Source organism: Rhizobium arsenicireducens, assembly GCF_964021225.1.
This window is the reverse complement of record NZ_CAXHYK020000001.1, coordinates 928751-953705: the sequence shown is the minus strand read 5'-3', so window position 1 is coordinate 953705 and position 24955 is coordinate 928751. Positions and strand designations below refer to the sequence as shown.

Here is a 24955-nt window from a genome sequence, read left to right as displayed (position 1 = left end):
ACGAAAGCTGGCTTGCTCTTCAAGTGGAGGACTGGATAGATGTCACTTGAAACCTGGCTGGCTTTCGCTGCCGTCGCGGCGCTATTTCTTGCATCGCCCAGTCGCGTCACGTTTCTCGTCGTATCCTACGCGCTCGGCCAGGGACGCAAGTCACTGTTCGCCACCCTCCCCGCACTTGTGGCCGGGGCGTTCGTCGTGACAAGCGCGACCCTGCTCGCCCTGGCTGGCTTGCTTCACACCGTGCCGGAGATCCTCGACCCCGTACGCTGGCTCGGGCCCGCTTATCTCGTCTATGTTCTTGTTCAACTCTGGCGCACTCCCCGCGGGCAAGGGCCCATCGCGGACAACGACAATCTGCCCGAGAAGAAACCACTGCGAATCATGCGCCACGCCTTTGCGGTGACCGCGTTCAGCCGATGGAACTATGTCTTTGCCGCCACCTTGCTGACGCAATTTTTGCGCCCTGGCGCGTCGATGACGCAGGAGGCGGCGGCACTGGTCGGCACCGTCCTCACACTCGCCGTGGTGGTCTGGATCGCCGTAGCGCTCAGCGCAAGACCCATTCACCGCCGCATGCGACAGCGCATTCCCAAGCGCTTGACGAGCCGCCGCCACGACCCAGTCCTGATCGCCTCCGCCTCGGTGATTGCCGGCTATCGCAAGCTCGCTGCCTGAACCGATAGTCAGCTTGCCGCAATTTGGCCCATCCATTATGACAACGGAATGTTAACGGAGGGCGCTCGCTTGGCGTGCCGCCCGGGGATTGATTGGGAAGCCGGCATGTTCGCAAAGAAAAACTACGGATGGCATTTCGGCCTCGCATCCGTCCTGATCGCCGGTCTGGCCGGCTGCACCAGCAGCATGGAAGAAGCCGCAAAACAGGAACTGAAGGCCAATCCGGTCGCCGGCAGCACTGCCGGACAGGTCCAGACCTCTGCCGTCGAGGCGGCCAGCACGCTTCCTGCACCAGCCGATCCGAATGCACCGGCCGAACTCGCGCCGATCATTCCCGGCACGGCCACCCCGGCACCCATTCCGACCTTCAAAGCGGTCGCTCTGACACATCCGGCTGCGAGCCCGGCGGCGATCGCCATGGCGGCGGGGCAGGAAAATATCGCCATCCAGACTGCGGCAATGCCGAATTCGCCGAATACGGTGACCACGCTGCAGATGTCGACGGATACCGCCGACCCGGCCGTGCTTCCGCCGGAGGTGACCGCGCAGCAGACGATCGTGCCGGCCGCCAAGCCCGCCGGCACTCCCCTCGCCTATGCCTCACCCTCGGCCGCCACATCGCTCGCCGCACTCGACTCCCAGTTCGATGTCACGCCGCCGGGTCCTGCCCCCTTGATCGAAACGATCACGCCGCAGACCTCCGGTCCGACCGTAATCAACGCGCTGATCAAGAAATACGCGGCGATCTACCAGATGCCGGAAGCGCTGATCCACCGCGTGGTCAACCGCGAGAGCACCTACAAGCCGACGGCCTACAACAATGGCCACTACGGCCTTATGCAGATCAAGTATGCGACCGCCAAGTCGATGGGTTATGACGGCCCAGCCTCCGGCCTGTTCGACGCGGAAACCAATCTGAAATACGCGATCAAGTATCTCAAGGGCGCCTGGCTCGTCGCCGACAAGAGCCATGACGGTGCCGTCCGGCACTATTCCCGCGGTTTCTATTACGATGCCAAGCGCAAGGGCATGCTGCACGTCCTGCAGCCCGATTTCATGTGATCGACCCTTGCTGACCTTTGCCACGTCGCCGGCTTTTTTGTAGGATTTCGGCGCGACAATCACCTCCCTCGCCCCACTCAGCGGAGCGCGTCGGCAACCGCCTTCACCAGAGACTGCGGCCGGTAGCCTAGTTTCGACGGGGTGAGCCCCAGGCGAACGACGACGAGCCGCTCGGACGGTATGATCGCGACCGCCTGCCCATCATGTCCCAGCAGCCAGAAGGTCTCAGGCGTCAGGCCGAAGCGCTCGTCAGGCTCGTCGCCCGGCCCCACCTGCCAGGCCTGGATTTCGGTATAGCGCCCGCCGGACGCGGCCGTCGGCCGCTGCATCGCCGCGACGAACCCCTCCGGCAGCAGCCGCTCCCCGTTCCACACCCCGTCGTCGACGAGAAGCTGGCCAAAGCGCGCCCAATCCCGGGCAGTGGCATAGAGATAGGAACTGCCGACGAAAGTGCCGGCGGCATCGGTCTCCAGTACCGCGCTCGTCATGCCCAGCGGATCGAACAGGGCCTTGCGCGGATAGGCGAGCGCCTGCCCGGGGTCGGGAAGCCGGCTCATCCAGATACGGGCGAGCAGCACGCTGGTGCCCGATGCATAGCTGAATTGCTCACCCGTGCCGGCAAGCACCGGCTTTAACAGGCTGAAGCCTGCCATGTCCGGCTCGAGATAGAGCATGCGGGTGACGTCGGTGACGTCGCCATAGTCCTCGTTGAACTCGAGTCCGCTTTCCATCGCCAGAAGGTCGCGCAGCCGGATCGATGCGTCGGGCGCATCGCTCCATTCCGGGAAGAGCCGCGTATCGTACAGACCGAGGCGCGCCTCCTTAAGCAGCCTGCCGACAATCGCTGCATTGACGGTTTTTGCCATCGACCAGCCGAGCAAGGGTGTAGAGGCGGAGAATCCCTGACCATAGGCTTCTCCGACGATCCGTCCGTCCTTGACGACCACGACGGCTCGCATGCCGGGACCGCCGAGGTCCGCGTCGGAAAGAAGTGTGGCAATGCGCCCATCAACCGGCGTGGTCCCCTCGCCCTCAGGCCAGGGCGCACCGGTATCCGTGACCGTACGGGGCTCAGCTTCCGGCGCGACGACGGTCAGCGCGGCATCGAGGTCACCATCCGGAACGCTGGCGCAGCCGAGGCCTTCCCGATGGACGGCTGTGCTGGCGGCAAAGACCCCCAGCATCCGCGCCGTGACGATCCTGTTCTCCGTGTCGACATCGACACCGACCAGCTTGAGCAACGGATGGCCGGGTGCCTGGACGTCGAGTGCCAGCACCGCCTGGGGATCGCGTCCGGCGAGGAAAACATTGGAGCAGACGATCTTTGCCGCATAGCCCGTGCCGACCCTCAGAAGTTCGGGCGGAGCAGCCGAGAGCCAGACAATCACGCCGGTCACCAGCATGATGAGAGCGAGCACTCCTCGCCTCAGCACCTTCACGAGCAGCCGCATAAAACTCTCCTCTGCCGATTTCGACCCATGCAAGCAGGAATTGCCGCAGCAGGAAAGCCAGTAATGCCATCTTCACGCCGCTTGCTCACTGCTATTTGGCCGACGATGTCGGTCCGGACCAACCAACAGCCCGCGTCATTAAACTGTAGCAGTGCGCGGCTAAACGCCATCAACGTTCAATGGATGGCTGACACAGATGACCGATGTTGCGCCCGATGCCGGCTTTCGCAAGAACCATAAACTGAAGAACGCCTTGCTCCAGCACAAGCCGCTCAGCCGCGACGGTCTGTCGGAGCGACTGTTCGAACTCCTGTTCTCCGGCCTGGTCTATGCCCAGATCTGGGAGGACCCCGAAGTCGACATGGAGGCCATGGAGCTTGGCGAGGGCCATTCGATCGTGACGATCGGTTCGGGCGGCTGCAACATGCTCGCCTACCTGTCGCGCCACCCCTCGCGGATCGACGTGGTCGACCTCAATCCGAACCATGTCGCGCTGAACCGGCTGAAGCTTGCCACCTTCCGCCACATGCCGGATCACGAGACCGTGGTGCGCCAGTTCGCCGGCGAGAGAAACCGCACCAACAGCCGCAATTTCGACCGCTACGTCGCCCCCAATCTCGATGACTGGACGCGCACCTATTGGAACCGGCGCGGCCTCGACGGCAAGCGTCGCATCGCCGCCTTCGACCGCAATTTCTGCCGCACCGGCCTGCTCGGCCGCTTCATCGGCGCAGGGCATCTCTTGGCGCGCCTGCACGGCGTCGACCTGACCGAGATCACCAAGACGAAATCGCTCCGCGAGCAGCGCCAGTTCTTCGACAACCGTATCGCGCCGCTGTTCGAAAAGCCGCTGATCCGCTGGATGACCAGCCGCAAGAGTTCCCTTTTCGGCCTCGGCATTCCGCCGCAGCAATATGACGAACTGGCCAGCCTCTCGGAAGGCGGCACGATCGCCCCCGTTCTGCGCCACAGGCTGGAAAAGCTCACCTGTCACTTCCCGCTGAAGGATAACTATTTCGCCTGGCAAGCCTTTGCCCGCCGCTATCCGCAGCCGCACGAAGGCGCACTGCCAACCTATCTCAAAGTGGAGAACTACCCGGCGATTCGCGCGAATTCTGGGCGGGTGACTGTCCATCACGCCAGCTTCACCGAACTGCTGACCTCGAAGCCGGCCGGCAGCGTCGATCGCTACATCCTGCTCGACGCCCAGGACTGGATGAACGACGAACAACTCGCCGATCTGTGGGCCGAGATCACCCGGACCGCCGCCCCGGGCGCCCGCGTCATCTTCCGCACCGCAGCCGAAAAGAGCGTGCTCGATGGACGCCTCTCGGATGCCCTGCTCAGCCGCTGGACCTATCACGCAGAGCGCTCGCAGGAGCTGAACAAGCAGGACCGTTCGGCAATCTACGGCGGCTTCCACATCTACGAGAGGATGGCCTGATGGTCGTCCCCTCGACCGAGCCCCGCCTCAATACCGAACACGCCGCGCGCATGGACGGCATGTATCGCTACCAACGGCACATCTACGATCTGACACGCAAGTATTACCTCTTCGGCCGCGACCGGATGATCGCCCGCCTCGACGTGCCGCGCGACGGCACGCTGCTGGAATTCGGCTGCGGAACGGGGCGCAATCTTCTGCTGGCACACCATATCTATCCGGCGGCCCGGCTCTACGGGCTCGACATTTCCGCCGAAATGCTGGTCTCGGCCAGAGCCAATTTCCGCGGCAAGCCGGTCAAGCCAATGCTCGAGGTGGCGGATGCCACGACCTTCACCGCCGCGACCTTCGACGTCGAAGGCTTCGACCGGATCATGATCTCCTATGCCCTATCGATGATCCCGGATTGGGAAAAGGCGATCGACGCTGCGCTTGCCGCGTTGAATCCCGGCGGTTCGCTGCACATCGTCGATTTCGGCCAGCAGGAGCGCCTTCCCCGCTGGTTTCGCGGCATGCTGCAAGCATGGCTCACCCGTTTCCACGTCACCCCGCGCGCGACACTGAAGGCGGTGCTCGAAGCCAGGGCCGATGCGGTCAAGGGGCGTCTGGAATTCGAAACAATCGGTCGCGGCTATGCCTGGCATGCGGTCATTCGCACCTCAATTGCCTAAGACCAGTTGAAAATAACCGATATTTAAGGATGATGGAGACAAATGGAGGTTCGCGCCTCTCTTGTGCTTGCGTGGGCGCGCGCCACACCGGGGCATGACCTCAAGTTAGATTTATTGGATGTTCCATGCGGTGGCTTCTTTCTGTCCTCCTGCCGATCACGCTCACTTTCAGCGGTTGCACCTCCGCCAGCTATGACCTGCTGGAGACCGCATCGATTGCGGCGCCGCGCTTTGAGGACAAGGACCCGCAGGATTTCGGCGGCAAGACGCCGCACAAGCACAATGTGCACGGGATCGACGTGTCGAAGTGGAACGGCAACGTCGACTGGGTGAAGGTTAAGAAGTCGGGCGTCGCCTTCGCCTTCATCAAGGCGACCGAGGGCAAGGACAGGGTCGATTCGCGCTTCGAGGAATACTGGCGCCAGGCCGCAGCCGCCGGCATTCCGCATGCGCCCTATCACTTCTATTATTTCTGCTCCACAGCCGACGAGCAGGCCGACTGGTTCATCCGCAACGTGCCGAAGGCATCGATGCACCTGCCGCCGGTGCTCGACGTCGAATGGAACCCAACCTCGCCAACCTGCACTTACCGTCCGGGCGCCCTGACCGTACGCTCCGAGATGAAACGCTTCATGGACCGCATCGAGGCGCATTACGGCAAGCGGCCGATCATCTACACCTCAGTCGACTTCCACCGCGACAATCTCGAAGGCAGCTTCCAGGATTATCATTTCTGGGTCCGCGCGGTCGCGCAGCATCCGGAGGAAATCTATCCGGCCCGCCGCTGGGCTTTCTGGCAGTATACGTCCACTGGCGTCGTCCCGGGCATCAAGGGCAATACCGACATCAACGTCTTTGCCGGCACGGAGAAGAACTGGAAGAACTGGGTCGCCGCCACCTCGAAGCACTGACCTTCGTGGCTTCGCCGCGAAAAATGTCGCGTTCAGGGTGGTTTTTCCGCGACGATCTCGCTTTCGTCAAAAAGTCGGCCAATATCGTCTCTGTATCGTTTCGCCCGGCTGTGCCTCGCGACCGGGTCGATTAGCAAAGCCATTCACCGCCAGCCTCGCAAGGATGCTCCCATGAAGTCCACCTCCCGCCTCGCTCTTGCCCTGACCGCCTTTCTCGCCACGAGCTCTCTTGCCGCTGCACAGCAGTGCGGCGGCGATCTTGGCGCTTTTCTTGAGGGCGTGAAGGCCGAGGCAGTCGCCGCAGGCGCGTCGCCCGAGGCTGCGGAGGCGGCACTCGCCGGTGCGCAAATCGACCAGAAGGTGTTGTCGCGTGACCGGTCGCAGGGTGTCTTCAAACAGACCTTCCTCGAATTCTCGCAGCGCACCGTCAGCCAGTCCCGGCTCGACATCGGTCGCCAGAAGATCAAGCAATATGCCGAGGTCTTTGGCCGTGCCGAACAGGAATATGGCGTTCCGGCGGGCGTGATCGCCGCATTCTGGGCGATGGAAACCGATTTCGGCGTTGTCCAGGGCGACTTCAACACCCGCAACGCGCTGGTCACACTCGCCCATGACTGCCGCCGTCCCGAGCTTTTCCGTCCGCAGCTCCTGAACCTCATCACCATGGTCCAACACGGCGATCTCGACCCGGCCACCAACACCGGTGCCTGGGCCGGCGAGATCGGCCAGGTGCAAATGCTGCCGAAGGACATCGTCGCCTTCGGCATCGACGGCGACGGCGATGGCCATGTCAACGTGAAGCAGAGCGCCCCGGACGCCATCCTGACCGCGGCCAAGTTCATCGAGCATCTTGGATTTCGCCGTGGCGAGCCATGGATCCAGGAGGTCGTCGTTCCTGAAAATCTCCCCTGGGAAAAGTCGGGCTTCGGTAGCAGTATGACCGCCGCCGATTGGTTCGCGCTCGGCGTACAGCCGCGCGACGGCAACACGGGCTTCGGTGCACTACAGGCCTCGCTCGTCCTGCCGCAGGGCCGCAAGGGACCGGCCTTCATCACCTATCCCAACTTCAACATTTATCTGGAGTGGAATCAGTCGTTCATCTACACGACCTCGGCCGCTTATTTCGCCACGCGGCTGATGGGCGCCCAGCCCTATCAGAAGGGTAATCCGGAACAGGGGCTCGACGACGCAGCGATGAAGGCCCTGCAGACCAAGCTGCAGGCCATGGGCCATGATGTTGGCAAGATCGACGGCATCCTCGGCTCCGGCACGCGCGTCGCCATCCAGAAGGAACAGCAGCGCCTCGGCATGCCTGCCGACGGCTGGGCAACGCCAGCCCTTCTCGGCGCGCTCTGACGCGGCCAGGGGCGGTGCAAGTCCTTGCGCCGCCCACAACGTGCAACGATCGTTGACAGGCAGCATATTTCGGGTGGTCCGGTTTACGCCCTTAGCCTAAACCTCGCTCCAGTTCTTTCCCCTGGAGCCTGCCCATGCCGTCCGTCGCCCCGCCCCGCCTCAATGCCACGACCTGGTCGTTGCTCGCCCTGCTCGGACTGATCTGGGGCGGCTCGTTCTTCTTCGGCCGGGTCGCGGTGCCCTATGTCCCACCGGTGACGCTCGCCTTCCTGCGGCTGTCCATCGCTGCATTGGCGCTGCACATCTACCTGCATGGGCGCGTGGATCTCTACCGCTCGCTGTGGCAGCGCTGGCCGGCCTTCCTTCTGCTCGGCCTGATCAACAACGCCATCCCACACACACTCATTCTCTTTGGCCAGACGGAAATCGGCGCGGGCCTTGCCGCCATTCTCAACGCCACCACGCCGATCTGGACCGTGCTGATCGCCAACCGCCTGACCGCCGACGAGAAGCTCTCATCCGCCAAGCTCGCCGGCACGCTGCTGGGGTTTGCCGGCACCGCCGTGCTGATCGGCCCGAGCGCGCTGAACGCCAGCCACATACCGCTCTGGGCCCTCATGCTGCCCATTGCCGCGGCGATTTCCTATGGCTTTGCCGCGACCTATGGCAAACGCTTCCGCGATCTGCCCGCGCCGGTGACAGCGACCGGCCAGTTGACGGCGTCCTCGCTCATCATGCTGCCGGCCGCGCTGCTGGTCGACCATTCCTGGCAAATTCCCTTTCCCCCGCTCGAAGCCGTCGCCGCGATTCTGGCGTTGGCGCTGATCTCCACCGCATTCGGCTATATCCTCTTCTTCCGCATCATGGCCCTTGCCGGCGCCACCAACGCATCGCTGGTCACGCTGCTCGTGCCGCCGAGCGCGATCCTGCTTGGCGCGCTGTTCCTCAACGAGACGTTGGAGCCCCTTGACCTCGCCGGAATGCTGCTGATCGGCGCGGCCCTGCTCGTCCTCGATGGCCGTCTGCCGGTGTTTCGCCGCAGCGCAACATAAGTGGCCAAAGCACCGCGCTGTGCCTATTGGGAGCGGCTCGCGAGCTTTGCCGATCACGCTTGTTAAGCAACATTAACAAACGCTGAAATTAGACAAGCGGTTGAATTTTCTACAAAAGGCCAAGGGTGCGACAAGTTATCCACCGTCTGCAACGGCACTGCAGCACATTAATCGCTTTCCTTGCGACACAAATCCGACATATTATCTAACGGTCAACACAAGGAGGCAGACATGGGACTTACAAACTCTCTCAATGTCCTGATCGTCGGTGCGGCGTTTGTGTTCATTGCCACAATGCTGTTCATCTGAACCACATGAGTTGAACAAGGCCTCGAAGGAACCGTCAGCGGTCAGGCCCCGAACAAGCCAATAGAGCTTTCCAGTTTCATGAAGAAAGGCGCATCATCCGTTCGGAGATGCGCCTTTCTCGTTTTGGCCGGAGGGCATTTACGTCACGCCGCGGCACCCGCCCCTTCGCTCGCCCGGCCCTGTGGTTCGAGACCGAGATTGTGAAGCGTCGCGCTGACCAGAGCCGAGCGGTTCATCGTGTAGAGATGGAAATCACCAACGCCGCGCCGCAGGAGGTCCTCGACCTGCTCGGCCGCCACTTCAGCCGCAACCTCGGCCCGGGCCTGCGGCTGCTCGTCTAGACCGGCGAAACGCTTGTCGAGGAAGACCGGAATGGTCGCACCGCACATCGAGGCGAAGCGCTTCAACTGGTTGAGGTTCTGGATCGGCATGATGCCGGGGACGATCGGGATTGAAATGCCGGCCGCCCGCACCCGCTCGAGGTAGCGCTCGAACACATCGTTGTCGAAGAAGAACTGGGTGAGAGCGCGGCAGGCGCCATTGTCCACCTTGCGCTTCAGCATGTCGATGTCTGCCGCCTCGTTCGGGCTTTCCGGGTGCTTTTCCGGATAGGCCGACACCGAAATCTCGAAGTCACCCAGTTCGCGCAGACCGGCGACCAGTTCGGCGGCATTGGCATAGCCACCCGGATGTGGCTGGTAGGCCGTGCCCATGCCGTCTTGCGGATCGCCCCGAAGTGCTACGAAGTGCTTCACGCCGACGGCGCGGAACTGTTCGACCACCTGGTGCACCTCCTCCTTCGTCGCCCCGACGCAGGTCAGGTGCGAGGCGGTGCGAAGCGGCGTCTCGGCAATCAGCCGCTTGACCGTCTCGTGGGTCGGTTCACGCGTCGTGCCCCCTGCGCCGTAGGTCACGGAGACGAAGTCAGGGGCCCAGGCGCAAAGCTCGTCCACCGTCTTCCATAACTGGTCAGCCATGTCCGCCGACTTGGGCGGAAAGAACTCGAAGGAGCAACGCAGGCGCTGGCCGGTCGCGTCTTTTCGATCGTGCATGATTGCCATTCACCTGCTCCCGGTCTGGTCGGTGGTCCCGTTGTTGGTCGCTGCGGAGGACTCGGCGCCCTGGCGGGCGAGCCAGATGGTGACGGTCAGCCCCTTGCTTGCGGAGCTTCCCGGCGGCAGGTCCACGGTCTTCTCGACCGTCAACCCATACTTGGACAACCATTCGGCCATGGTCTGGTGCGAGAAGCCGAGCCGCAGATGCGCATGCTCGTCGCGCAGATACTCGAGCGAATGCGGTGCAAGGTCGATGATGACCAGCCGCCCGCCGGTCTTCAGCATGCGGCTCGCTTCGGCCAGCGCCAGTTCGGGCTGGACGAGGAAGTGCAGCACCTGATGAATGATGACGATGTCGTACTCGTTGCCGTCGAGCGGCAGGTTGAGGATGTCGCCATGACGCACCGACGCCTTGAGAACGCCAGCCTTGTCGAGATTGGCGCGCGCCACAGCCAGCATGTCGCGGCTGGCATCGATGCCGGTGGCGCGGCGGTAGCTGTTCTGCAGAAGTTGCAGAATCCGGCCCGTGCCTGTGCCGAGATCAAGCAGCGCATCGACGGTATCCGTGCCGATGAGTTCGAGCAGCTTGGCCTCGACGGCGGTATCATCGACATGCAGGCGCCGCAGTTCGTCCCATTCAGAGGCATTGAGCTTGAAATACTCCTGGGCACGCTCGGCGCGGGTCCGCTTGACGGCAGCAAGACGTTCACCATCACGCAGGAGCACGGCATCGTCCTCGCAGGTGGCCGCCAAGAGGGTATTGGCGAGCGCTGCGGCATCACCGTCCTGCTTGAGCCGGAAATAGGCCCAGGCGCCCTCCTGATAACGGTCAATGAGACCGGCCTCGGTCAGCAGCTTAAGGTGACGGGAAATGCGCGGTTGGGATTGACCGAGAATGTCGGTCAGGTCGGTGACCGTCAGGTCTCCCGCCGAAAGCAGCGCCAGCAGTCGCAGGCGCGTCGGCTCCCCAGCTGCTTTCAGAAGCTCCACCAAGGCATCGACGCCGAATTTCATGTTTGCCGCCATAACGTACCCAATCAAGATATAAACATATCTTTATGTCGGCACGGCGGCCTGTGCAAGAGCAAATCATCTACCGACGGCGAAGATTCCACGCAGCAGGGGATCAACCACAGATTTCGGATTCAAAAAAGGCGACTGCGCGTGGCAGTCGCCTTTCCGATCTAATCACCAAGGACGGATTGTCAGAATTCCTGCCAATTCTCGCTCTGTTGAGCCAGCGCCGCATTGCCCTGGCTGGCGAACACTGGACGAGCTCGGCTCGGCATTGGCCGCGGAGCCTGGGGAACCGGCCGCTGCGCGGAGCGAGCGGGACCGGTATCGGTGGCCTGAACGGATTGCCGAAGCTCATGGCCCGTGCGGAAGCGCGACAGGAGTTCCGCTAGCCGCCCGCTCTCCTGGGCGAGGCTGGCGCCTGCAGCATTCATCTCCTCGACCATCGCCGCATTCTGTTGCGTCGCCTGGTCCATGTGGTTGACGGCGGTGTTGACTTCGCCGAGACCGACGGACTGTTCCTGCGCCGCCGTCGAGATCGCCCCCATGTGGCTGTTGATAGACAAGACGAGTTCGGCGATGGACGAAAGCCCCTCACCCGTGTCGTTGACCAAGCGGACGCCTTCACTGACTGCGGCTTCGGAATTGCCGATCAGCGCCTTGATCTCCTTGGCGGCATTGGCCGAACGCTGCGCCAGTTCGCGTACTTCCTGCGCGACCACGGCAAAGCCCTTGCCGGCATCACCGGCACGAGCGGCCTCAACACCGGCGTTCAGCGCCAGCAAGTTCGTCTGGAAGGCGATTTCGTCGATCACGCCGATGATCTGCCCAATCTGGCGGGACGAATCCTCGATGCGGCTCATGGCTGAGACAGCATTGTTGACGACCTCGCCGGACTTTTCGGCGCGCTGGCGGGTGGTCTCTACCAGATCACGGGCTTCCGCGGTGCGTTTGGACGTGGAGACGACATTGGAAGTGATCTCCTCAAGAGCCGCGGCAGTCTGCTCAAGCGAGGCAGCCTGCTGCTCGGTGCGCTTGGCGAGGCTGTCCGACGCCTGCGAGATCTCGCCCGATCCGCTGGTCACGGTGCCGGCGACCTGGCCGACGCTCTGCATGACCTCGCGCAACTGGCGCACCGACGTATTGAAGTCGTGGCGCAGAGCCTCGAACTGCGGCGCAAACTCTTCCTCGATCTCGGTCAGGAGATCGCCAGCGGCGAGCCGCTGCAGGCCGGCAGCCAGCGTGCTGGTCGCACGGCTCAGACGCGCTTCGGCCTCGGCTTCGGCCCGCGCCTGCATCTCGGCACGCTCGCGTTCGGCGGCGATGCGGTTCTGCTCCGCGCTTGCCTCCAGTTCCGCGTTGCGGATCGCCGCCTGCCGGAACACTGCCACCGAGCGAGCCATGCCACCAATTTCGTCGGCACGTTCAGCATAGGGGATCACGCTTTGCGTGTCGCCGTCGGCCAGCAACTTCATGCGCTCGCCGATGCGGTTGATCGAACCGGACAGAACGCGGGCAATCACGATGGTAAGGCCGATCACGGCCAGTACCGCCGCGGCCACCCCGGCAATCAGGACCATCAGACGCGTCTGTGCCGCAGCCGACTTGTCTGCGATCATCTGGGTCATGCGCTCGCCTGTCCGGGCAATCAGATCGGAGACGAAAATACGCCTGTCGTCATGAGCTGCGATCCACGCCTCAAGCTCGCCCTCGGACGCTGTATAAGGCTCATTCGTCAGCATCGCCTGGCGCAGCGTTTCAATCCGCCTGCCGGTCGGCTGTTGGAAGTAGGCACGATAGTCGGAGACGAGGTCAGCGGGCACGGATTCGGTGACCACCTTGTCATAGGACTTGATCAGCATATCGCTGCGGTGGACCATGGCGAAAGCGGGCGGTTCCAGCGTGCCGGCCTTGAGATAGGCCTGGCCGAGGCGATTGAGCATCTGGTAGGCGTCGCTCACCTGCATGAAGGCAAAGTAACCGGAAATCGCGGCCGAAAGCTCGTGGTCCTCAGAAAGGGTGGCAGCACGGCGGGTCAGTTCCGAACCCGCGGCAACGATCGGCTGCACGATCTCAAGGGCGAGCAGCGGCGCGGCGGTGCCGTCATCGGTCTTGGTGCGATATTCGGCCAAGCGCGACAACTTTTCGTCAAAGGCCCGCTTGAGCAACTCAAGGCCAGGATCATCGTAGCCCTGGGCCAGAACCTCGCGATAGCTCGCCTCGATCGAAGCAGCGACCGCATCCGTCCGGGCTCGGCGTTCAGCCCGCTGGGCCGCCGACGCGCCGGTTTCGGCAGGACCGGCCAGGCCCATTGCAATACCGCTCTTGGCGAGATCGGCGAGCCGCACGGCCCGCAACAATTCATCGCTCTCGCGGTAGGAGATCAGGCTGAGCCAACCACCGAGCACGAGCACGGCAACTAGGGGCACAGCCGCTAGGCTAGTCAGAAGACTGCGGAAAGATAGGGTTCCGAGTAAAGTGCGCATCCAAATCCTCTTGAAGATATTTCCAGGTCGTCATGACTGTGGCGAGTGACCGGAAAAAGGGGGGCATGGCACTCCGATAAAAAGCATGCTGCGCAAATCTTGAGATTGTCTTTATGTGACGACATAATTCGCAGATCAAGCAAGCTACCGCAAACCCGCGCGACGCAAGCGCGCGGGCCTCAAGCCCAACAAAAAACCCCGGCGAACCGGGGTTAATCGTTGGATTTCCTTGCTTAGCGCGTCAGGCGCTTGTAGCTCATTCGCGTCGGATTGAGCGCGTCGGCACCCAGGCGACGGACCTTGTCCTTTTCATAGTCCTCGAAGTTGCCTTCGAACCACTCCACGTGACCATCGCCTTCGAAGGCGAGGATATGGGTCGCCAGGCGGTCGAGGAACATGCGGTCGTGAGAGATGATGATCGCGCAGCCGGCGAAGTTTTCCAGGGCGTTCTCGAGCGCGCCGAGCGTTTCGGTGTCGAGGTCGTTGGTCGGTTCGTCGAGCAGCAGCACGTTGCCGCCGGCCTTCAGCATCTTGGCGAGATGCACGCGATTGCGCTGGCCGCCGGACAGGTTGCCGACCTTCTGCTGCTGGTCGCCACCCTTGAAGTTGAACGCTCCGCAATAGGCGCGGGAGTTCATATCGAACTTGCCGAGCTTGATGATTTCGGCCCCGCCGGAGATCTCCTCCCAGACGGTCTTGTTGCCGTCCAGCGCGTCACGGCTCTGGTCGACGTACCCCAGCTGGACGCTGTCGCCGATGCGGATCGTGCCGCTGTCGGGCTTCTCCTGGCCGGTGATCATGCGGAACAGCGTCGTCTTGCCGGCGCCGTTCGGGCCGATGACGCCGACGATACCGCCCGGCGGCAGCTTCATCGTCAGATCCTCGATCAGCACGCGATCGCCATAGCCCTTGGTGACGCCGTCCAGCTCGATGACCACCTGGCCGAGACGCTCGCTGACCGGAATGATGATCTGCGCGTCGCCGGGACGAACGTTGGCAGCGGCTTCGACCAGTTGCTCGTAGGACTTGATACGCGCCTTGGACTTGGCCTGACGAGCTTTCGGGCTGGAGGCGATCCACTCCTGTTCGCGGGAAATGGCCTTCTGGCGGCCGGCCTCTTCGCGGCTTTCCTGCTGCATACGCTTGGCCTTGGCCAGCAGATAGGCCGAATAATTGCCCTCGTAGGGGATGCCACGGCCACGGTCGAGTTCGAGGATCCAGCCGGTAACGTTGTCGAGGAAGTAGCGGTCGTGGGTGATCATCAGCACGGCGCCCGGATAATCGCGCAGGTGCTTTTCCAGCCAGGCGATGGTCTCGGCATCGAGGTGGTTGGTCGGTTCGTCGAGGAGCAGGAGGTCGGGCTGCGAGAGCAAGAGCTTGCACAGCGCCACGCGACGACGCTCACCGCCCGACAGGCTGGTGACATCGGCATCGCCCGGCGGGCAGCGCAGCGCGTCCATCGCCATCTCGACCTGATTCTCCAGATCCCAGAGGTTCTGGCTGTCGATGACGTCCTGGAGCCTGGCGCCCTCGTCCGCCGTCTCGTCGGAATAGTTCATCATCAGTTCGTTGTAGCGCTCGAGGATCGCCGTCTTCTTGGCGACGCCTTCCATGACGTTTTCGAACACGGTCTTGGACGGGTCGAGATGCGGCTCCTGCTCGAGATAGCCCAGCGTCGCGCCTTCGGCCAACCAGGCTTCGCCGGTATATTCCTTGTCGAGACCGGCAATGATCTTGAGAACCGTCGACTTACCCGCGCCGTTCGGACCCAGAATACCGATCTTGGCATCGGGGTAGAAGGACAGGTTGACGTTTTCGAGGATCTTCTTGGCGCCAAAGGCCTTGTTGAGGCCGGCCATGTGATAGATGAACTGACGTGCCATCGTGTTGAATTGCTCCGCGGGCGTGAAGGGGATTTGCCGCTATGTAGGCGAAAGCGCCTGCGGGGGCAATGCGGAAGGCTGCGATACCGGGCTCTTTTCTGGCCTGACCTGTCACCCAGCGGCCTGTATCTGCGCCATGCGAGCACTCTGCTCACCACCAGCGCCTCGTCCTCAGGTCCCGACATGAATATTTCCTTTGCCGCCCTTGACGATGCCATTTAACCCTTGGTGCGGCGAGGGAGAACGAAAATGCCATTTGTAAACGCCCACCGGCTGGCCACGATCAGCGGCGCGCAACTGACCTATCATCATCAGGCGGCATCCGCGCCGGCAAAGGGCATCGTCGTCATCTGCCACGGCCTGGCCGAGCATTCGCGCCGTTATCAGCGTTTTGCCGAGGCGCTCTCTGCGGCAGGCTATCACGTCTTCGCCCACGACCACCGTGGCCATGGCGAGACGACGGCGGTCGACGCGCCGATCGGCCGTTTTGCCCGGCGCGAGGGATGGAGGCTCGTGATTGCCGACACGCTGGCCATGCGCGACTTCGCCGTCGAACGATTTCCGGGCCTTCCGGTGATCCTCTTCGGTCATTCCATGGGCGGGTTGATCGCGCTCAATACGGCAACGGACCATCCGGACGCTTTTGATGCCTTGGCCGTGTGGAACTCCAACTTCAATCCAGGAACTGCCGGTCGCATCGCCCAGATGGTTCTGGCGCTCGAGCGCATGCTCAAAGGCTCGGATGTGCCGAGCCTCATCCTGCCGCGAGCGACCTTCCTCGCCTGGGGCAAGCGAATTCCCAACCGCCGAACCGATTTCGACTGGCTGTCGCATGATGCGGCCGAAGTCGACGTCTATGCCCGCGACCCTCTCTGCGGCTTCGACGCGAGCGTCGCGATGTGGCGCGACGTGTTCACCCTGACCTTCCGCGGCGCCTCGCATGCACAATTGAACCATCTGCCGAAATCGATGCCGATCCATCTGGTCGGCGGTGGAGAGGACCCTGCGACCGACAATGCCAAAGCCATCCAGTGGCTGAGCAAACGGCTCAGCGGTCTTGGTTTTGCTGCGGTCACCACCCGGATCTATCCGGACATGCGCCATGAGACTATGAACGAGATCGGCCGCGAGAAAGCCATCGCCGACTTCATAAGCTGGTGCGACAGCATCACCGCCCGAGCTGCAGCGCGGCTTGCCTGAAGCCCTCGCGATGCCGAAACGGAATGATCCCATGAGAGAAATTCAAGTGCTTACCATCAAGGCCGAAGCTATAGGTAGACCAACAGGATTTTGTTCGTGAAACCGCGAGCGCACGGCTAGCCGCGTTCCGCACCGCAAAAGAGCATAGCCCGCGATGACCACCCCACCCGGACACCCCGCGCAGGCCCTGCCCGCCCCGTCCGCGGATGTGACAGTCGGTCTCCTTCTCATGGTCGCAGCGGTGCTGATCGCTCCCTTCATCGACATCTTCTCCAAGCTCGCCACCGAGACCACATCGCCCATGGAGATCACCGCGGTGCGGTTCCTGCTCCAGATGGTGTTCATGATGCCGATATTTTTCTGGCGCCGACGCCTGCCACGTTTCTCCATGGCCAATACCGGCTCTCATATCGCCCGCGGCGGTCTGATCGCGCTCTCCATGGTCTGCTACGTCACAGCGCTTTCGGTCATGTCGGTTGCCGACGCCCTGGCAATCTTCTTCATCGAACCGATCATCCTGACCGTGCTGTCCAGCATATTCCTCAAGGAAACCATCGGCTGGCGCCGCTACAGCGCCTGCGCCGTCGGTTTCGGCGGAGCGCTTTTAATCATTCAGCCGACTTTCAAGGAAGTGGGCTTCATCGCGCTCCTTCCGGCCGTCTCTGCCTTCTGCGTGGCCGTGTTTGCCATTCTGACACGTAAGCTTGCCCACCGCGAGGATCCCTGGTCGATGCAGATCGAGACCGGCTTCTGGGGCCTGGTAATCTCGCTGGTGGCGATAGCCCTCTTCGGCCGGAGCATGCCTGCGATATTTGCCCCGAGCCTGCCGGATCTCACCAGCATGATGTGGATGACCGGCGTCGGCCTTGCCGCAGCGGTCTCGGGCATTTTCGGCGTCTATGCCTATCGCTCGGCACCAGCCTCCACACTCGCTCCGCTGCAATATCTCGAAATCGTCACCACGACGATCTTCGGCTGGCTGGTGTTCCGCGAATTCCCCGATGCCATCAAATGGCTGGGTATTGCCATCATCATCGGCTCCGGCCTCTTCATCATCTGGCGGGAGCGCCGCTTCACCTCGAAGCCCGTCTCCGAAAACGCCACGCTTGCGCCATGACAGGACATTCCATGACCGATACGCAACCGAAGAAACCGCCGCTCGCCGGCATCCGCGTCCTTGAACTGGCCCGCGTTCTCGCCGGCCCCTGGGCCGGCCAAATGCTCGCCGACATGGGCGCTGACGTGATCAAGGTGGAAAACCCGGACGGCGGCGACGACACCCGCGCCTGGGGCCCGCCCTTCGTCGAGGGCAAGGACGGCGAGAACCTGTCTGCCGCCTATTACCATTCGACCAACCGCAACAAGCGCTCGATCGCCGTCGACCTGAAGACCGAGGAAGGCCAGGAGATCGTCCGACGCCTCGCCGCGACCTCCGACGTGCTGATCGAGAACTTCAAGCTCGGGGGCCTGAAGAAATACGGCCTCGACTATGAAAGCCTGAAGGCAGTCAATCCGAAGCTCATCTACTGCTCGATCACCGGCTTTGGCCAGAACGGCCCCTATGCCGAATTCGCCGGCTATGACTATATCGTCCAGGGCATGTCGGGCTTTATGTCGATCACCGGCGAGCCGGACGGCCAGCCGATGAAGGCAGGCGTGGCGATCGCTGACATCTTCACCGGCATCTATGCCGTCACCGCCATCCAGGCCGCGCTGATCCACGCGTTGAAGACCGGCGAAGGCCAGTTCGTCGACATGGCGCTGCTCGACGTCATGTCGGGGGTGCTCGCCAACCAGAACCTGAACTACCTCATCTCGGGCAAGGCCCCGGTCCGCCTCGGCAATGCCCATCCCAACATTTCGCCTTACGAGGTCGTGCCGACTGCCGACGGCCATCTGATCCTTGCGGTCGGCAATGACGGCCAGTTCAAGCGGCTCTGCGCCATTCTCGGCATTGCCGGGATCGCCGAAGACGAACGCTTCGCGACCAACAAGGCCCGCGTCGCCAACAAGACCGAGGTCCGCCGGATCGTCACCGCTGAGACGGCGAAGTGGATCAAGCGTGATCTCCTGACCGCCTGCGAGACCAATGCCGTCCCGGCTGGCCCGATCAACTCGATCGCCGAGATGTTCGATGACCCGCAGGTTAAGGCCCGCGACCTGCGCATCGAACTCGAGGATGCCGACGGAAACGTCATTCCGGGCGTACGCACCCCCATCGTGCTGTCCGAGACGCCGCTGCGCTACGAGCGACCGAGCCCACGGATCGGAGAACACCAGCAAGAAATTCTCGCCGAACTGGCAGAGATCGAAAGGGAGAGGAACCAATGAAAAAGACTGGCGGGGAACTGATCGTCGAGGCACTGAAGGCCAACGACGTCGAGCGCGTCTCCTGCGTGCCCGGCGAAAGCTATCTGGCCGTTCTCGACGCGCTGCGCGACAGCGGCATCGAGACGCTCGTCTGCCGCCAGGAGGGTGGCGCCGCGATGATGGCCGACACCTGGGGTCGGCTCACCGGCAAGCCCGGCATCTGCATGGTGACCCGTGGTCCAGGCGCGACCAATGCCACCGCCGGCCTGCACATCGCCAAGCAGGACTCGATCCCGATGATCCTGTTCATCGGCCAGGTCGGTCGCGACATGCGCGAGCGCGAAGCCTTCCAGGAGGTCGAGTACCGCCGCGCCTTTACCGAATTCGCCAAATGGGTCGGCGAGATCGACGATGCGCGCCGCATCCCGGAATTCGTCACCCGCGCCTTTGCCGTCGCCACCTCCGGCCGCCCCGGCCCGGTCGTGCTCTCTCTACCGGAAGACATGCTGGTGGACGAGGTCGAGGCGCCGGCCGCCAAGGCCGCCATGCCCGTCGAAGCCCATCCGGGCCCCGCTCAGATCGAGCGGTTGGGCGAGATGCTTAGCACCGCCAAGCGCCCGATCGCCATTCTCGGCGGCACGCGCTGGACGAAGCAGGCCGTTTCCGATTTCGAGGAATTCGCTACTCGCTGGAAACTGCCGATCGGTTGCTCCTTCCGCCGCCAGATGCTGTTCGACCACCTCAACTCCTCCTATGCCGGCGACGTCGGCATCGGCATCAATCCGTCGCTGTCCAGGGAGATCAAGGAGGCAGATCTCGTGCTCTTGATCGGCGGCCGTTTCTCGGAAATGCCCTCCTCCAGCTATACGCTGCTCGACGTGCCCTACCCGTCGCAGACGCTGGTGCATGTCTATCCGGATCCCTCCGAGCTCGGCCGCGTCTATCGCCCGGACCTCGCCATCTGCGCCGCCCCGGTCGAGTTCGTCGGCGCGCTGAAGTCGCTGAAAGCGCCGGAACGGCCCGTCTGGGCCGCCCGCACCGAAGCCATGCACGCCGCCTATCTTTCATGGTCGACGCCGCCGACCCAAGGCCCCGGCCCGGTCCGCATGGGTCCGATCATGGACTGGATCGAGGCCAATACGGCCGAGGACACCATCTTCACCAACGGCGCCGGCAACTACGCCACCTGGGTGCACCGCTTCCACCGCTTCCGCGACTTCGCTACTCAGGCAGCCCCGACCTCCGGCTCGATGGGCTACGGCCTGCCCGCCGCCGTTGCCGCCAAGGCGCTGCATCCGGACCGCGAGGTCATCTGCTTTGCCGGTGACGGCTGCTTCATGATGCACGGCCAGGAATTCGCCACCGCCATCCGCTACGACCTGCCGATCATCGTCTGCCTGGTGAACAACGGCATCTACGGCACGATCCGCATGCACCAGGAGCGCGAATATCCCGGCCGCGTCAGCGCGACCGACCTCACCAACCCCGACTTCGCCGCCTTCGCCCGCGCCTATGGCGGGCACGGCGAAACCGTCGAGGCAACGGAAGACTTTGCTCCCGCTTTTGAGCGCGCCCGCGCCTCCGGCAAGCCCTCGATCATCGAGATCAAGCTCGACCCGGAGGCGATCACGCCGATGAAGACCTTGACTCAGATTCGCGAAAAAACCTGATAAGCCATTCGGATCAAACGAGAAAAGGCCGGGAGCGATCCCGGCCTTTTCTTTATTCTGAACATCAAGCGCTTATCAGATCGCCGCGGTGACGATGAACTCGACCTTGTAGTCCGGGGTCGCCAGCGCCGCTTCGCTGGTGGCGCGGGCCGGCGGGTTCTTCGGGTCGATCCAGGCTTCCCAGACGGCGTTCATTTCGCCGAAGGTCGCCATGTCGGAGAGGTAGATGATCGTCTGCAGGATCTTCGACTTGTCGGTGCCGGCAGCGGCCAGCAGGCGGTCGACTTCGGCCAGAGCCGACTTCGACTGCTCGGTGACGGACGTGCCTTCACCGACCTGGCCAGCCAGATAGACGGTGTTGCCGTGGACGACAGCGCCGCTCATGCGGGCGCCCGGCTCGATACGCTTGATGGTCATGGGAAATACTCCTGTTGGACGTGATGGGACGGAAAGGGAGAATGGCGAGCGAAAGTCGCGACGGCTTGCTCAGCCGCGCAGGTGCTGGCTCTTCTGATAGGTCGCGGTCGAACGCGCGCCGGAACGGCAATAGCCGAGCATCGGCCGGTCGAAATCGTCGAGCGCATCGACCATGCCGGAAATGGCGTCGGGCGTGACGCCCATCGGACCGACCGGCACATGGGCGATCTTCAGGCCCAGTTCCTCGGCGCGCGCCGCGATCTCGGCAAAGGTCGGCTGGCCGGCCTCCTCGCCATCCGGGCGATGGCAGACGATGGACTTGAAGCCGAGCGCCTTGATCGTGTCGAGATCGGCAACCGAGATCTGGCCGGTCACGGAGTATTCATCGTTGATCTGCGAAATGTTCATGGCGTGCTCCCTGCTTGCGAGGGGCAAACATCTACGATGGGCGTGCCCGGTCGTCAATCGCCGAGCAACCCGTTCCACGGCCCATGGCAGCGTCAGACGAAAGCGAAGGCGAGCCCGTATTCCCGGCTCTCGCCCGGCGCGAGATCGACCATTTCGCCACGCTCCGCGAGCTTGGCGCGCGGCTCCCAGCGATGCGAGACCGGCTCGATGCCGAGCACATGAGCCGGCGCCGCCTGATTGCGCCAGACCTGCAGGAAGGGCAGCGTGTCGGTGCGAAAGCGCACCAGGAGGGTCTTGCCGCCGATCGCTGCGATCGGACCGAGACGGACCTCCGCCCATCCGCCCTTGCCGGCCGGAACGCAGAAGACACCACCATCGCCTTCACCGAAAGCCCAGGGGAAGCCGCCGCCGTCCAGCATGGCACCCTCGAGCCGCACGCCGTCGTCGAAATGCCTTGCTCCGAGGTTCATGTGGTACATGAGGAAAGCCGGGAAAGCCGTCGTGCCGATGTTGGTCACGATATCGACAAGGCTCACCTCGCCGCTCTCGCCATGGATCCTCCAGCAGCGCTCCAGCCGCGCCCGGCCACCGTCAGCCAGCCTGACGTCGACGACAGCGCGGCATTCGGCGTCACTCCCCTCACCCGACAACGCCACATCGCGTGCCGGATGCGACGAGAAGGAGCCGTGCAGCGGATACACTCCCACCTTGCCCCCGCCGATCGGTTCGGGATGGCGGATATGGTCTGGACCGCAGGTGAACAGAAAGCCTTCGAGCGAATGATTGATGCGCGGATCGCCATCGTCCGGGATCGCCCGACCGGGCGCCAGATCCACGCCACCGACGACGCAGGAACCGACATCCAGAACGGAGCCCTCGTCCAGCGTCAGTATCGGTCCCTTGCGCCCCTTGAACTCCATCATGCCGCGGTCTCCTCGTTCAATGGCGGCGGCGTCATGATCTGCCCGCTCGACATCATCCCCTCCACGCCGGACAATCCGTCGTCGACAGCCTTGAGGTACGGCAAATCGGTCGCGCTCTCAAGCCAGCACCGGTAGCCGGAAGCGCAGGACTTGAGCTGGGCGTAGTTCTCCATGCCCGACATCCTCGGCGCCAGCAATCGAACTGGCCGACCGTCACCCCAAGCGACCAGGGAACAATCGATCGCGCCACCAGAAAATCCTCCCGCTAGCGCAGCTGAACACAAGAAATGTGCACCTAGTCGTTTGCCAAGACAGCCGAGCCGGCATGTCCCCCGGTGCCGGAATTTAAATCAATATTCATCATGAATTCACCTCTTCCACACTAGTGTCAAATTTGTCGCGTTTGTCGAATGGGCAAAAGAAGGAGCGAATCTTGGTCGACATGCTGAAAGCGGGCGTGATTGTGGTTTCCGTCGCGGCTCTGCTGGCCGGTGCGAGCACATCTGTCGTGGCCAACGAACCCTATGGCTACCGCAACAATTCGGTACTGCTGGTTTCGCCGGACGGCGATCTGCTCGACTTCACGCCGGAAGCGGGAGAAGTCGTGATCAGTCGCGACCGGATGGGCCGGCGCGTCCTGATCGATCGCTACGGCAATCTGGTGGCCACCGAAGTGCCTGCCGAAACCTATTTTCCGCGCCAGCGCGAGGCTCGGGCGCCCGTCTACGACGACTTCGGTTCCCCGCCGCCCGGATGGGAGGACGACGGAATCGTGACCGGCACAATCCCCTCGCCGAACGTGATCGATCGCCAGCCGCTCGACGAGCCGATGCCAGACATGCCTTACGGTGGACCGGACATGGCGCCTCCGGTGGATCAGACACCCCTGCGCACCGTCACGCCCGATATTCCGGTCAAGAGCAACCTGTCGCAGCTGGAAATCACCGCGCTGCAGGTCTTTCTCGACCGCGAGGGAATCTCGCCCGGCGTGATCGACGGCAAGATGGGTCAGAACGTCAACAAGGCCCTGGTCGCCTGGCAGGAAATGACAGGGGAGACGATCGACCCGAACAATGCAGAGGACGTCCTCGAGCGCCTTCGCCTTTCCGGCGGACTGGCGATCACCTCCTACACCATCACGCCCGGCGATGCGGCCGGTCCCTTTGTCGCCGCCATCCCAGAAGACTACGCCCAGAAGGCGCAACTCCCGGAACTCTCCTATACCTCGACCGCGGAAAAGCTGGCCGAGAAGTTCCACATGGACGAAGCCTATCTGCGCGCGCTGAACCCAGGCGTCGATTTCACCATACCGGGCACGATCATCAAGGTCGTGGCCCCTGGCGAGGCGAAGAAGGGCGAAGTGGCAAGGATCGTCGCCAACAAGGGTCTGAAGCAGGTCTTTGCCTACGGTGCTGACGGTGCGCTGATCGCCGCCTATCCGGCCAGCATCGGCTCCGCCGACACCCCCTCGCCGTCCGGCATCGTCACCGTCGAGCGTATCGCCTTCAATCCGGGCTATACCTACAATCCGAAAATCAACTTCCAGCAGGGAGCGAACGACAAGATCCTGTCAATTCCGCCAGGCCCCAACGGCCCAGTCGGTACGGTGTGGATGGCTCTCTCAAAACCGACCTACGGCATCCACGGCACACCCGAACCGTCCAAGATCGGCCGCACCCAGAGCCATGGCTGCATTCGCCTGACCAACTGGGATGCTACGGAACTCGCCAAGATGGTGAAGCCCGGCGTGACGGTAGAATTCATCGACTGAACGGGCGAGAGCCCCGACGCACTCCACGCTTTCCCAAACGAAAAGAGCCGCCGGATCGAAATCCTGCGGCTCTTTCACTACGCTGCTCGGGAGGAGTGGGAGGAGAACTAAGCAGCGTTTCGAACGAGACGGAGCAGACGGCGCGGTTCCTGGCTCCGGATGACCTTGATCGGCAGCAGGCGACGCACCTCTGCGGCGAAGGCCTGCACATTCTCATGAGCCTTGTCGAGATTGCTAATTCGCGCCGCATCCATGCTGTAGAGCGTGCCGCCGCAGTCAAAGATCTCGCGAAAGGCGCTACGTTCAACGATTGGCGTATCCATGACATTGACCCCGCGCGCGGAGAGCAGGCCCTTGATGGCGAGGAGCGCGCGCGTCGTTACCATCGAGGCTACGCGGGTCAAGACGACCGAGTGGGCAATCTTGAGACGGCCCGCGCTTTCCATCAACGCGATCAGATCGAGGATCTGCGCCGCACCCTTGGCGTCCATGGCGCAGCCCTGCACCGGAATCATCACGTGGTCGGAAAGTCCGATCGCGGTGGTGACGATGGCATCCCGGGCGCCGGCGAGATCGATGATCGTGTAGTCAGCGGTACGCGACAGCTCGCGCAGATGCCCCTGGATCGATGCAACCGAAACTTCTGAAATCACCTCGATATTGTGCTGCGGCCCGGAGCTTTCATGCCATTGCGTGATCCAGCGCTGCGGGTCGGCATCGAGGATACCGACGCGATAGCCCTGATGGGCAAGTTCGGTCGCGAGCAGCAGGGCGGCCGTGGTCTTGCCGGCTCCGCCCTTGGCATTGGCAAATGAGATGACTGGCATGCTGCTTCCTCGAAAGGGTATGAACCGAGCGTCTCATCGCTCTCGCCGGCACCTTTGGCT

General features: G+C 62.9%; 22 protein-coding genes. 12 read left to right on the top strand and 10 right to left on the bottom strand.

The features are described 5' to 3' along the window. The first annotated feature begins 39 nt into the window (after positions 1 to 39). Together ACWPVA_RS04475 and ACWPVA_RS04470 are read left to right on the top strand one after the other, a co-directional pair. Positions 40 to 675: a LysE family translocator gene (locus tag ACWPVA_RS04475; protein WP_454286533.1), complete on the top strand. Its 636-nt coding sequence runs from the start codon at positions 40 to 42 to the stop codon at positions 673 to 675. Positions 676 to 780: 105 nt separating this feature from the next. Further along, the gene (locus ACWPVA_RS04470; RefSeq protein ID WP_454286532.1) at positions 781 to 1737 is read left to right on the top strand and encodes a transglycosylase SLT domain-containing protein; all 957 of its coding nucleotides are present in this window, start codon (positions 781 to 783) and stop codon (positions 1735 to 1737) included. A 77-nt stretch (positions 1738 to 1814) separates the two neighbouring features. On the opposite strand, the gene ACWPVA_RS04465 is transcribed toward ACWPVA_RS04470, so the two are convergent. Beyond that, positions 1815 to 3188, bottom strand: a complete 1374-nt coding sequence (locus ACWPVA_RS04465; RefSeq protein ID WP_454286531.1) for a serine hydrolase domain-containing protein — start codon at positions 3186 to 3188, stop codon at positions 1815 to 1817. Positions 3189 to 3384: 196 nt separating this feature from the next. Here ACWPVA_RS04465 and ACWPVA_RS04460 point away from each other — a divergent pair, with 196 nt between their 5' ends. From ACWPVA_RS04460 to ACWPVA_RS04440, 5 genes are all read left to right on the top strand, one after another. Then, the gene (locus ACWPVA_RS04460; RefSeq protein WP_454286530.1) at positions 3385 to 4632 is read left to right on the top strand and encodes a DUF3419 family protein; all 1248 of its coding nucleotides are present in this window, start codon (positions 3385 to 3387) and stop codon (positions 4630 to 4632) included. Continuing rightward, a complete protein-coding gene (locus tag ACWPVA_RS04455) occupies positions 4632 to 5303 on the top strand; it encodes a class I SAM-dependent methyltransferase (RefSeq protein ID WP_454286529.1) in 672 nt (223 codons plus the stop codon). Before ACWPVA_RS04460 ends, ACWPVA_RS04455 begins: the two co-directional genes overlap by 1 nt. Before the next feature lie 125 nt (positions 5304 to 5428). Then, positions 5429 to 6214, top strand: a complete 786-nt coding sequence (locus tag ACWPVA_RS04450) for a glycoside hydrolase family 25 protein (RefSeq protein ID WP_454286528.1) — start codon at positions 5429 to 5431, stop codon at positions 6212 to 6214. Positions 6215 to 6385: 171 nt separating this feature from the next. After that, entirely contained in the window at positions 6386 to 7570 is a 1185-nt protein-coding gene (locus ACWPVA_RS04445) for a lytic murein transglycosylase (protein ID WP_454286527.1), read from the top strand. Between the two features lie 134 nt (positions 7571 to 7704). Further along, positions 7705 to 8622, top strand: a complete 918-nt coding sequence (locus ACWPVA_RS04440; protein WP_454286526.1) for a DMT family transporter — start codon at positions 7705 to 7707, stop codon at positions 8620 to 8622. 452 nt (positions 8623 to 9074) lie between these two features. On the opposite strand, the gene metF is transcribed toward ACWPVA_RS04440, so the two are convergent. The 4 genes from metF to ettA form a co-directional block, all read right to left on the bottom strand. After that, entirely contained in the window at positions 9075 to 9992 is a 918-nt protein-coding gene (gene metF / locus ACWPVA_RS04435; protein ID WP_454286525.1) for a methylenetetrahydrofolate reductase [NAD(P)H], read from the bottom strand. After that, positions 9993 to 11012 carry an ArsR/SmtB family transcription factor gene (locus tag ACWPVA_RS04430; RefSeq protein ID WP_454286524.1) on the bottom strand — a complete coding sequence of 340 codons (1020 nt, stop codon included), beginning with the start codon at positions 11010 to 11012 and terminating at the stop codon, positions 9993 to 9995. A 179-nt stretch (positions 11013 to 11191) separates the two neighbouring features. Further along, positions 11192 to 13486: a methyl-accepting chemotaxis protein gene (locus ACWPVA_RS04425; RefSeq protein WP_454286523.1), complete on the bottom strand. Its 2295-nt coding sequence runs from the start codon at positions 13484 to 13486 to the stop codon at positions 11192 to 11194. 233 nt (positions 13487 to 13719) lie between these two features. Beyond that, positions 13720 to 15369, bottom strand: a complete 1650-nt coding sequence (ettA, locus tag ACWPVA_RS04420) for an energy-dependent translational throttle protein EttA (protein ID WP_454286522.1) — start codon at positions 15367 to 15369, stop codon at positions 13720 to 13722. Between the two features lie 249 nt (positions 15370 to 15618). On the opposite strand from ettA, the gene ACWPVA_RS04415 reads away from it, so the two are divergent. From ACWPVA_RS04415 to ACWPVA_RS04400, 4 genes are all read left to right on the top strand, one after another. Then, the gene (locus tag ACWPVA_RS04415) at positions 15619 to 16569 is read left to right on the top strand and encodes an alpha/beta hydrolase (RefSeq protein ID WP_454286521.1); all 951 of its coding nucleotides are present in this window, start codon (positions 15619 to 15621) and stop codon (positions 16567 to 16569) included. 154 nt (positions 16570 to 16723) lie between these two features. Then, positions 16724 to 17686: a DMT family transporter gene (locus ACWPVA_RS04410; RefSeq protein WP_454286520.1), complete on the top strand. Its 963-nt coding sequence runs from the start codon at positions 16724 to 16726 to the stop codon at positions 17684 to 17686. 11 nt (positions 17687 to 17697) lie between these two features. Further along, positions 17698 to 18900 carry a CaiB/BaiF CoA transferase family protein gene (locus tag ACWPVA_RS04405; protein ID WP_454286519.1) on the top strand — a complete coding sequence of 401 codons (1203 nt, stop codon included), beginning with the start codon at positions 17698 to 17700 and terminating at the stop codon, positions 18898 to 18900. Further along, positions 18897 to 20549 (top strand): thiamine pyrophosphate-binding protein, encoded by a 1653-nt coding sequence (locus tag ACWPVA_RS04400; protein WP_454286518.1) that lies wholly within the window; start codon positions 18897 to 18899, stop codon positions 20547 to 20549. Before ACWPVA_RS04405 ends, ACWPVA_RS04400 begins: the two co-directional genes overlap by 4 nt. A 75-nt stretch (positions 20550 to 20624) precedes the next feature. On the opposite strand, the gene ACWPVA_RS04395 is transcribed toward ACWPVA_RS04400, so the two are convergent. The 4 genes from ACWPVA_RS04395 to ACWPVA_RS04380 all read right to left on the bottom strand — a co-directional run bounded on the left by ACWPVA_RS04395 (position 20625) and on the right by ACWPVA_RS04380 (position 22470). Beyond that, the gene (locus ACWPVA_RS04395; protein WP_454286517.1) at positions 20625 to 20966 is read right to left on the bottom strand and encodes a RidA family protein; all 342 of its coding nucleotides are present in this window, start codon (positions 20964 to 20966) and stop codon (positions 20625 to 20627) included. Positions 20967 to 21035: 69 nt separating this feature from the next. Further along, a complete protein-coding gene (locus ACWPVA_RS04390) occupies positions 21036 to 21374 on the bottom strand; it encodes a TIGR01244 family sulfur transferase (protein ID WP_454286516.1) in 339 nt (112 codons plus the stop codon). 92 nt (positions 21375 to 21466) lie between these two features. Next, entirely contained in the window at positions 21467 to 22297 is an 831-nt protein-coding gene (locus ACWPVA_RS04385; RefSeq protein ID WP_454286515.1) for a DUF4432 family protein, read from the bottom strand. Continuing rightward, positions 22294 to 22470 (bottom strand): hypothetical protein, encoded by a 177-nt coding sequence (locus tag ACWPVA_RS04380; RefSeq protein ID WP_454286514.1) that lies wholly within the window; start codon positions 22468 to 22470, stop codon positions 22294 to 22296. Before ACWPVA_RS04380 ends, ACWPVA_RS04385 begins: the two co-directional genes overlap by 4 nt. 269 nt (positions 22471 to 22739) lie before the next feature. On the opposite strand from ACWPVA_RS04380, the gene ACWPVA_RS04375 reads away from it, so the two are divergent. Next, entirely contained in the window at positions 22740 to 24068 is a 1329-nt protein-coding gene (locus ACWPVA_RS04375; protein ID WP_454289525.1) for a L,D-transpeptidase, read from the top strand. Positions 24069 to 24175: 107 nt separating this feature from the next. Here the strand turns inward: ACWPVA_RS04375 and ACWPVA_RS04370 are convergent, their stop codons facing one another. Continuing rightward, a complete protein-coding gene (locus tag ACWPVA_RS04370) occupies positions 24176 to 24895 on the bottom strand; it encodes an AAA family ATPase (RefSeq protein ID WP_454286513.1) in 720 nt (239 codons plus the stop codon). Positions 24896 to 24955 lie beyond the last annotated feature (60 nt).